This is a genomic window from Acinetobacter sp. 479375 (genome assembly GCF_000581715.1).
Lineage (GTDB): Bacteria > Pseudomonadota > Gammaproteobacteria > Pseudomonadales > Moraxellaceae > Acinetobacter > Acinetobacter ursingii.
Map to the genome: position 1 here is coordinate 1 of NZ_JEZN01000043.1, position 8208 is coordinate 8208.

The 8208-nt window shown below is 35.8% G+C and carries 8 protein-coding genes and 5 pseudogenes; 8 read left to right on the forward strand and 5 right to left on the reverse strand.

What is annotated here, in order from left to right; genetic code table 11:
- The first annotated feature begins 34 nt into the window (after nt 1–34).
- Both J500_RS16170 and J500_RS17260 read left to right on the forward strand, forming a co-directional pair.
- Nucleotides 35–1234 (forward strand): tyrosine-type recombinase/integrase, encoded by a 1200-nt coding sequence (locus J500_RS16170; RefSeq protein ID WP_034700597.1) that lies wholly within the window; start codon nt 35–37, stop codon nt 1232–1234.
- Between the two features lie 33 nt (nt 1235–1267).
- A pseudogene (locus J500_RS17260) lies at nt 1268–1465 on the forward strand (antitoxin HicB); the annotation flags it as partial.
- A gap of 4 nt (nt 1466–1469) precedes the next feature.
- On the opposite strand, the gene J500_RS16175 reads toward J500_RS17260, so the two are convergent.
- From J500_RS16175 to J500_RS16185, 3 genes are all read right to left on the reverse strand, one after another.
- Nucleotides 1470–1964, reverse strand: a complete 495-nt coding sequence (locus tag J500_RS16175; RefSeq protein WP_034700599.1) for an IS630 family transposase — start codon at nt 1962–1964, stop codon at nt 1470–1472.
- Nucleotides 1965–2011: 47 nt separating this feature from the next.
- On the reverse strand, nt 2012–2317 hold the full coding sequence (locus J500_RS16180) for an IS630 transposase-related protein (RefSeq protein ID WP_034700601.1): 306 nt from the start codon (nt 2315–2317) through the stop codon (nt 2012–2014).
- Nucleotides 2318–2574: 257 nt separating this feature from the next.
- Complete coding sequence (locus tag J500_RS16185; protein ID WP_004762875.1) at nt 2575–2826, reverse strand: hypothetical protein; 252 nt, start codon at nt 2824–2826, stop codon at nt 2575–2577.
- 195 nt (nt 2827–3021) lie between these two features.
- Here J500_RS16185 and J500_RS16190 point away from each other — a divergent pair, with 195 nt between their 5' ends.
- Nucleotides 3022–3243 carry a helix-turn-helix domain-containing protein gene (locus J500_RS16190; RefSeq protein WP_004762874.1) on the forward strand — a complete coding sequence of 74 codons (222 nt, stop codon included), beginning with the start codon at nt 3022–3024 and terminating at the stop codon, nt 3241–3243.
- A 318-nt stretch (nt 3244–3561) separates the two neighbouring features.
- Here J500_RS16190 and J500_RS16195 read toward each other — a convergent pair whose 3' ends face one another.
- Both J500_RS16195 and J500_RS16200 read right to left on the reverse strand, forming a co-directional pair.
- Complete coding sequence (locus J500_RS16195; RefSeq protein ID WP_034700605.1) at nt 3562–4776, reverse strand: type II toxin-antitoxin system HipA family toxin; 1215 nt, start codon at nt 4774–4776, stop codon at nt 3562–3564.
- A pseudogene (locus tag J500_RS16200) lies at nt 4773–5032 on the reverse strand (helix-turn-helix domain-containing protein). The gene J500_RS16195 and the pseudogene J500_RS16200 overlap by 4 nt, the downstream one beginning before the upstream one ends.
- Before the next feature lie 166 nt (nt 5033–5198).
- Between J500_RS16200 and J500_RS16205 the strand changes: the two are divergent.
- From J500_RS16205 to J500_RS17265, 5 genes and pseudogenes are all read left to right on the forward strand, one after another.
- A pseudogene (locus tag J500_RS16205) lies at nt 5199–5438 on the forward strand (hypothetical protein); the annotation flags it as partial.
- Nucleotides 5438–6178: pseudogene (locus J500_RS16210) on the forward strand (HNH endonuclease signature motif containing protein); the annotation flags it as partial. The pseudogenes J500_RS16205 and J500_RS16210, both read left to right, overlap by 1 nt.
- Nucleotides 6179–6721: 543 nt before the next feature.
- A complete protein-coding gene (locus J500_RS16215; protein WP_195157022.1) occupies nt 6722–6889 on the forward strand; it encodes a hypothetical protein in 168 nt (55 codons plus the stop codon).
- A gap of 2 nt (nt 6890–6891) precedes the next feature.
- Nucleotides 6892–7419: a Fic/DOC family protein gene (locus tag J500_RS16220; protein ID WP_034700607.1), complete on the forward strand. Its 528-nt coding sequence runs from the start codon at nt 6892–6894 to the stop codon at nt 7417–7419.
- A gap of 45 nt (nt 7420–7464) precedes the next feature.
- Nucleotides 7465–8169 (forward strand): annotated as a pseudogene (locus J500_RS17265) (IS6 family transposase).
- The last annotated feature ends 39 nt before the right edge of the window (nt 8170–8208 follow it).

Consider the following 8208-nt stretch of genomic DNA (forward strand, 5'->3'; position numbering starts at 1 on the left):
CAATCAACCCCTTATTAGGTTTCATTTAAATTCCATGAGTCTTACTGAAATTAAAGTTCGCCAAGCTCACTGCAAGGAAAAAACCTGTTTTTTATCCGATGAAGATGGGCTTAGCCTGAAGATTGAACCGAGTGGAAGAAAATCTTGGTGCTATCGCTATACAGATCCACAAACTAAAAAACGTCGACGCATTCAGTTAGGTCTTTATCCTGATTTATCGCTGAAAAAGGCACGACAAGTCAGAGATGACTTTAAAGACAATAATTTCTGTTTTGAACATGATACTGCCTCTAATGTCATCACCTTTGGTAAGGTCGGGGAGGAGTGGTTACAGTTCAAACTGAGGAATGCCTTCAACGATCTACCCCGCTGTGGTGTACTACAGTTAGCAGAAAGATGCTTACAGCAAGATATTTATCCAGACCTTCAGGATTTACCTTTTCAAAACATCAAGCGTTATGACCTGGTTTCAGTAATCAAAAAAATAGAGGGACGCCAAGTAAAAGAACCTGTCAAGAAAGCTTGTAGTTATTTGAACCAAATTTATGACTACGCTGTAGCGATGGGTTATTGTGAATTCAACATCGCGCATGGTTTAAATAAAATCGCCATTAACAGTAAAATCAAGAAGAATTATCCGTATTTGAAAGCGGAGGATATATCTGATTTTAAGTATAAATTACAAAAATTGGATGCCCATCCGATTATTAAAAAAGCACTGATGTTTAAATTATATACTGGAGTGCGAGGGGCTGAATTGTTATTGTCTGAGCCTCATCATTTTGATTTAAATGAAAAAATATGGAAAATACCTGCCTTGCATATTAAACAGTTTCGACGAAAAGTCATATTAGGCCATGAGATTCCAGATTTTTTAGTTCCACTTTCAAATCAGGCTTTAGAGATTTTGAAAGACGTCATGCAGTGGTCATACGGTGAAAAATACCTTTTTGCTAGCCCTCGCAAACACAATCAACCGATTCATTTTAATACTCTAAATATGGCCATACGTAAGATGGGGTATGGCAAACATCAACTATCTTCTCATGGATTACGTTCAACTTTTAGTACCATTTTGAATGACTCAGGTTTGTTCCAAGATAATTGGATTGAGGCACAACTTTCACATATTGATAAGAACCGTACCCGTGCCAGCTATAATCACGCTGACTATTTAGCTCAACGGACTGAAATGATGCAGTGGTGGGGTGATTATTTAAGTACTAGTAAGTGAAAATCGTACTTTTAAACATAAACTTAAAACATGATGGGGTGTCAAATGGATAGTAAACAATATACTTACCGTGTTAAATGGTCAGCAGAAGATAATGGGTATGTTGGATTGTGTGCTGAGTTTCCATCATTGTCTTGGCATGATGCGGATCAGTCTAAAGCATTCTCAGGAATAGAGGAGCTCGTTGCTGATGTTGTCGCTGATATGATTAGCACTAATGAAAAAGTTCCTATAGTCAAACTACTTTATTATTCATACAGGATTCGAAAAAAACTCGAAATAACTCATAGACTGAATCGATCAACCATTCTTTACGCTTACGTTTAACCCATACCCACATCTGTTCTATAGGATTTAAATCAGGGCTGTATGCAGGAAGCCAAAGAATTTTATGCCCTTGTTGTTCCAATAACTCCTGAATATCTACTCTTTTATGAAATGCTGCATTATCCATAACCATTACACTATTTCCTGGTAATGCTGGTATGAGGAATTGCTCAATCCAAAAATGAAAAACATCTGAATTGATTTTGCAGTCAAATAAACCGACTGAAAATAAATACCCTTTATGGATTGCCCCAATGGCATTGGTCTGATTCTTTAATTGCCAATTATATTGCCCTAAACAGGGTACTCCTTTTCGTGAGTAGCCATGAGGTCTGTAATCATGTGACTTAAAACCACTTTCATCCAGATAAATAATCGGGTGGTTTTTTTCTAATTCATTCACTTGCTGAATAAATTTATCCCTAAGCTTTGTATCTGCTTTAGGATGGCTTAACGTCTTTTTTTAACTGTAATATTTAAGCGCTTTAATGCAGCACCAATAGATGAAACACCACAATTAAAACGTGCAGCACGTTCATATTGATAAGCATCAGGATACTTTTCAACATCTTCACGTAAAGCATCATCGTTAATTTTAGAAGGTTTACGTACACGAGTTTTTTTAATCTCTATACGTTTCTTCCATTCAACAATGGTATTTTTATTAATTTCAAATTGTGCAGATACCGCTCGAATAGAATAACCTTCCTCAAGCTTAGCTAAAATTTTACGTCTAAAATGTTCTGAATAACTCATTGCACCATTGTATTGGTTTTATAATGATTTGACTATACATCACTCTCCGGAAAAATATAGTAGGCAGTTTATTGTCCTTGTTCTCAGTGGTTCAACAAAAACTAGCCCTTGAAGCTGCAGAACGTAGTGTGGGCATGAACAAGAATTTATGCTTCATATATTCTGTAAATCGTATGAATTTGAATTAATAGGTATTTTTAAAGAAAATTTTCTTTGATTTAGTGTTTTTATATAAAAAAATAATTTTTAAAAATAACTTAGGCTAATTGATAAACACTATCTGGAAAGATTAAAAGAAAATATTTTTTAATTTCTGCTAATTCATTTAAGTTAGGTTCCCTTTCAAGCAGTTGAAATGTCCAAATAAGTACAGCCTGATGATTATCATAGCAAGAATTGACTCCAAGAAAATTAGCCATTCCATAACCCCTATCGATGTTCATTTCTTTAATTAGTTGATTTCCCAAGTCACGAGCTTGCTGGCTGATCCATAACTCATTTGGCAACATGGCGGTCATCTCCACAAAATAATCTAATGCAGCTTCAATCCTTATATTTAAAAAGTTATAATTTAGTTAAAATAGATAAATTATGCTTTCTATAAGTTGTAATGATCTGCTGTAGGTTAATTTTAGCAGAGTATTACTCAGTCAACAACTTAAAATAACTTTTAGTAGGTTATTTTTTTGTAAATGAATTGATATATGATTACTTGTAAGTTATCCAGCCTCATGGGCGATCGAAGAATTTTAAAATTAAGTGATGTGGTACATGCGACAGGCATCAATCGTAATACGCTGACAAGTATGTATTATGACCGTGCTATACGTATCGAATTGCCAGTCGCTGATAAGTTATGTAAATACTTTAACTGTACGATGAATGATTTGTTTGAGTTTAAGGACGAAGTTGAAGAAAAAGATTAACCAATACTTCTTTTCATAAGTTTTCTCTACAGGTCTAATACTGAATTTTATAAAATTTCATCGAAAACAGAGATTTACTTTATTATTTATATAAAAGAATCAATTGAATGATAGAGGTTTTTTTCTTATAACTTAATCAAGAAGAGGGCTAATGACCCACAATAGCGGTAAATATTGTGGGTTTGTTCCATGTAATGCAAATTGCAGTACAAGGAATTTAAAATGACTTCACTGCTCATCTTACGTTGCTATTGTACTTATTGCAAGATTTTGAGTCTTTTTACATGATTTTTCATTTCACAATTTAAATTACTTCTTTTAATCAAGTCGATAATTTTGGGTGCCAAGGCCTGTCGCCATAACATTTGAAATTGAACGTTCTATAGATGTCCGTAATCCATCGAATAGCTGAACCTCATTTGAGGTGCGAAGATAGTCCAATATATTTTCGCTCAAGAATTCTATAATTGCTTTGGGGTTTCTAATTCTAAATCGGTCACTTTCAGCCAGTTTGATGAGATGTGACCGGTCTGGAAATGCTTTACTACCAGCCAGTTTGAGTACCATTTTATGATCAATCGATTCATAGATCAGGGTATGGGTAAGATCAAAGGGTGGTGAAACAAAAATGTTCTTCATATCAGGAGAATATTGCAGAGCAAAGTTTTTAAGATGCGCGTCGCCATTGCCGATTAAACAGTTGAATACGATGTATTTATACATTTTTTCAACTTCAGCTACGCTACTCGTATATAGATAAGTTGCTTTCAGCAGAGTTTCATAGCTACTGGTATATTTCGCATTTGGCCCATTCGACTTTTTCATGAGCGTCGTAAAGTCTTCATAGCCGAGTTTTGTACCATCGCTGGACCGATCAAACCGTTCTACCACATAGGTTTCTAAATTTTCGGACAAGTACGTTTTGGGTGGCTCAAGTCCACAATGCCGCGCAGCTTGCATACAGACAAACTCATTGACGGTAAGCAATGGAAATTCAGCATCAAAGGACTTTACAATCAAATCCTTCTGTGGAACTGCTCTATCTGTTTGAACAGTATTCGCATTCGGAATGCTCACTTTTGGTTGCATCCCAGCCAATGAAGTCTTGAGATAGTATTTATCCAAGAGTTGTGTGAAAAGAGGCTCTTTACTACGGTAGGATAGAATGTCACTTAAGTTCAAAGATTCTGACACAGGCGAATTTAACTCACTTTTGTATGAAAGTATTCCAACGCTTTGATCACCTTGTAATGCCAATAAATACATGTCATTGACCTTGGCATATCTGGTTAGCTTTTCAGTAATCAACCGCCGATTAAAGCCTTCTGGTAAGTTCTGAGCAAAGATTGGATGGAGCGGGCTTGAAGAATAACCATCCATACCTTTCTGGGTCATGGTAAGTGACACATGCTGTTTTTCTTGTAATGGCTGATAATGGTGCACTGAACCATAGGTTAATACACCTAATTCAGCTTGATTGGCACACACCGTGATATTGTTGATTTTGGCAGGAAGATTGGTTTGATATCTCACTCGCCATCCTCCGAAAACATCTTTTCAATCTCATCCCAATGAGGCAGTGAATGTTGCTTTGGGGATACATTAAACTGCAAACCCACTGCATCAAGTACACGTTCAAATATGTCAAATGAACCTGTAAATCTCCCATTCTCAATTTCAGAGATTGTAGTTTTATTGATTCGAATCAATTCGGATAGTTTTTGCTGTGTATAGCCCAGAGATTTTCGCACTATTTGAACTTTTCCCCAATTTCTACTCTACTTGCCATATCAACTTGACCACAATGTATTAGCTATATAGCAAATATATTAAATAAAATTATAAAATTAGCTATATAGCTAATTTTAATCGCTGATAAGCGATTAGATTTGGCTGATAGTCCTGAAGTTACCAACTAGAGCAATGCAGTTGGTCATTTGATGGTGAGATGGCGAATGACAACACTTGTTTATAACGAAACAAAAAGAAATAACTATGATCATTTTTTAGATTTATTAGATCAAACTCATATCAATCGTTATCTAGATTTCAACATTAGCTTTGAATATAAAAAACTGGCAGAACAAATGCTGTCAGATTGTGAATTTATGGACTCATGTTCGCTTGAAGAAAAGCAGAAGTTATTCAATGAAATTAAGATAAAGCATCTTTATCAAGGACAAGTGCTATATTCAATGCTGGGGTTCCGAGTTTGGGCTTGCATCCATTCTTATATTTTTATAAGGACCAGCGTTTTCAGATTACTTCCTTTCTAGCATGGTTTTCAATTGTGTTTGAAATTCATGAAAGTCGCATGCAGATTCATCATCGAACGATTAGTTTCAAGGACTTCACCCGGGTACGCCGTAGTATTGAGTTCTTGATCGCCAATTTCCCCGTGGCGACCACCGAAACGGTCGGCAAGTTCGGCAGTGGTATCAAGGGCTATGATCGGCTACAAATTGTCTATAAAGCCTTTATTTGCTTAAGCTTGGAAATGGAGGTTGATTTTGATGATGAGGAATGCCTGAATACATTTATTCTGTCCATGTCTAAGGCCTTCAAGTACATAAACTTTAATGAGTTTTATGTTGAAAGATTTTTGGGGAATTATGATGATACGGTCGTGAAGCATGTGGTGGGATATGTGGAGTCGATTAGTCCAATCTCGCGCTCAAAGCCCAAATCCTTTTCAGCATTAACCAAAAGTTTACTTAAGCACAATTTTCTGGTGGGTAATCATAACTTTTGCCTCATTTGTGATGGATTAATCTATCTTGATTCTATTGAATCGGATCATAAAATTGCCAAAGCCGTTGGTGGGCAAGGGGTGCTAGAGAATGGTCTGCTGGTTCATCCAATCTGTAATAGAATGAAATCAGATCTCAGCTTAGAAGAGATCAGAGCGGATTTGTTTGGTGAGTTATTGTATTAATCAGCAGGGCTATGTTTTTGTGTTCTCAAGTGTGTTAATTAATGATAAATCACATGATTTAACTTTTGATCTATTTTGCCAATGTGGTTTTTTTAATTCAGTGCAGAATCATAGTTAGAAGCTAGCTGTAGTTTCTGAATGATCGTCAAGATCCTTAGTTTTGCCCATAGATTCCCCCTATGGGTATTTTTTTGATCAAAAATCATGTGTAGATGCCCTAGAATAAACCTTTTAGCATTTCATAAGCAATCAAGATTAAGTCTGACACCATCAGCACCACAAAAATGAGTTCCACTCTAGTTAACATAGTAATTCCATTTACTTTTCACCCAATTTATATGGCAAATAAGTCGTAGTAGCAATGACATAACATGACATAGAAAATAATCAAAAAGACAGAATTTGGATTTTTATATTCAAGGCGAATTATTAAGATAATTGTGAAAACTTCATAGGAACTTCTTTTTTCTCAATGAAAATGTTATATCCTTAGAGTCTGCATGATCCATTTGAAGCGAGAATTTTATGAAAAAAGTTATTGGTATGAGAAATAGCCGTACTGAAGCCTTTAAAATCGTAAAAGCTTCATTTGCCGTAGATAATTTGGTTGTAGATAATAAAGGCTTACAAGCAATTAATGACTATGTGACGGGTTCTAAGACATTTGAACAAGCCAGAAATACACTCGTTGAAATGTACCGTGTACGATAAAAATGTTTTTTGATGATGCACTACATTATTATCTGACGGAAGAAGATTTTTATGATGATCCATTCTGTGATGAAAATGGTGTTTTGATCAACAATCTTGGTATTTCTAATACCAAAGACCTGAATGAGGCAGAGAAAGCGCTAAGTGCCTTACAAAATACAAGGTTACAGGAAAATATCTCTGTTTTTCTAGGCAATTTTGATTTACAGCACCTACAAAATATACATCATCAATTATTTATGGATGTCTACCCATGGGCTGGCCAATTAAGACGCGTGAATACCTATAAAGGTGAATGTATCTTTCTCCGTTACAATAGCATAGCTCCTTTATCAGATCTGCTGTTTTCATGCCTCAATAATAACTTTAACCATTTGATTAATAATAAAGAAAATATAGATTTGGTCTGTAGTTTTTTAGCCAGATTTTTTGTTGTTTTAAATTATATTCATCCATTTCGAGAGGGTAATGGTCGCTCACAACGTTTCATGCTAGGCCAGATACTATTTAAGTGGCACTGTTGCAAATAGCCATTGATGATAAGCTAAATAGTTTTTTAGCTAAAGGTTCAGTGTATGAATCCCTTCCATGGTCGGCATTTTCAGGGCGAAATCATTCTTTGGGCTGTACGCTGGTATTGTAAATATGGCATTAGCTATCGTGAACTTCAGGAAATGCTTTCCGAACGTGGTGTGAATGTTAATCACACTACTATTTACCGTTGGGTTCAACGTTATGCTCCTGAAATAGAAAAACGCTTACGCTGGTATTGGCGTAATCCTACACATCTCGGCACATGGCATATTGATGAAACTTATGTAAAAGTGAATGGAAGATGGTCTTATCTGTATCGTGCAGTCGATCAACGTGGCTTTACCATTGATTTTTACCTTTCTTCTAGACGTAATACCAAATAAGCATATTGTTTTCTTAGAAAAATTTTAAATAATGTGAAGAAGTGGCAAATTCCACAAGTGATCAATACGGATAAAGCACCCACATATGGAGGTGCTTTATCACGGTTAAAACGGGAAGGAAAATGTCCACCAGACCTTGAGCACAGGCAGGTTAAGTACAAAAATAACGTGATCGAATGTGATCATGGCAAGCTAAAGCGGATTATCAGGGCCACCTTAGGATTCAAATCTATGAAAACGGCTTATGCCACAATTAAAGGTATTGAAGTCATGCGTGCACTACGTAAAGGACAAGCTTCATCATTTTATTATGGTCAGCCTCAGGGTGAAGTGTATCTGGTGAATAGAGTTTTCGGTCTCTAAGCACTTTTTAAAGGGAACATCATCGACTCAGATCCCTAT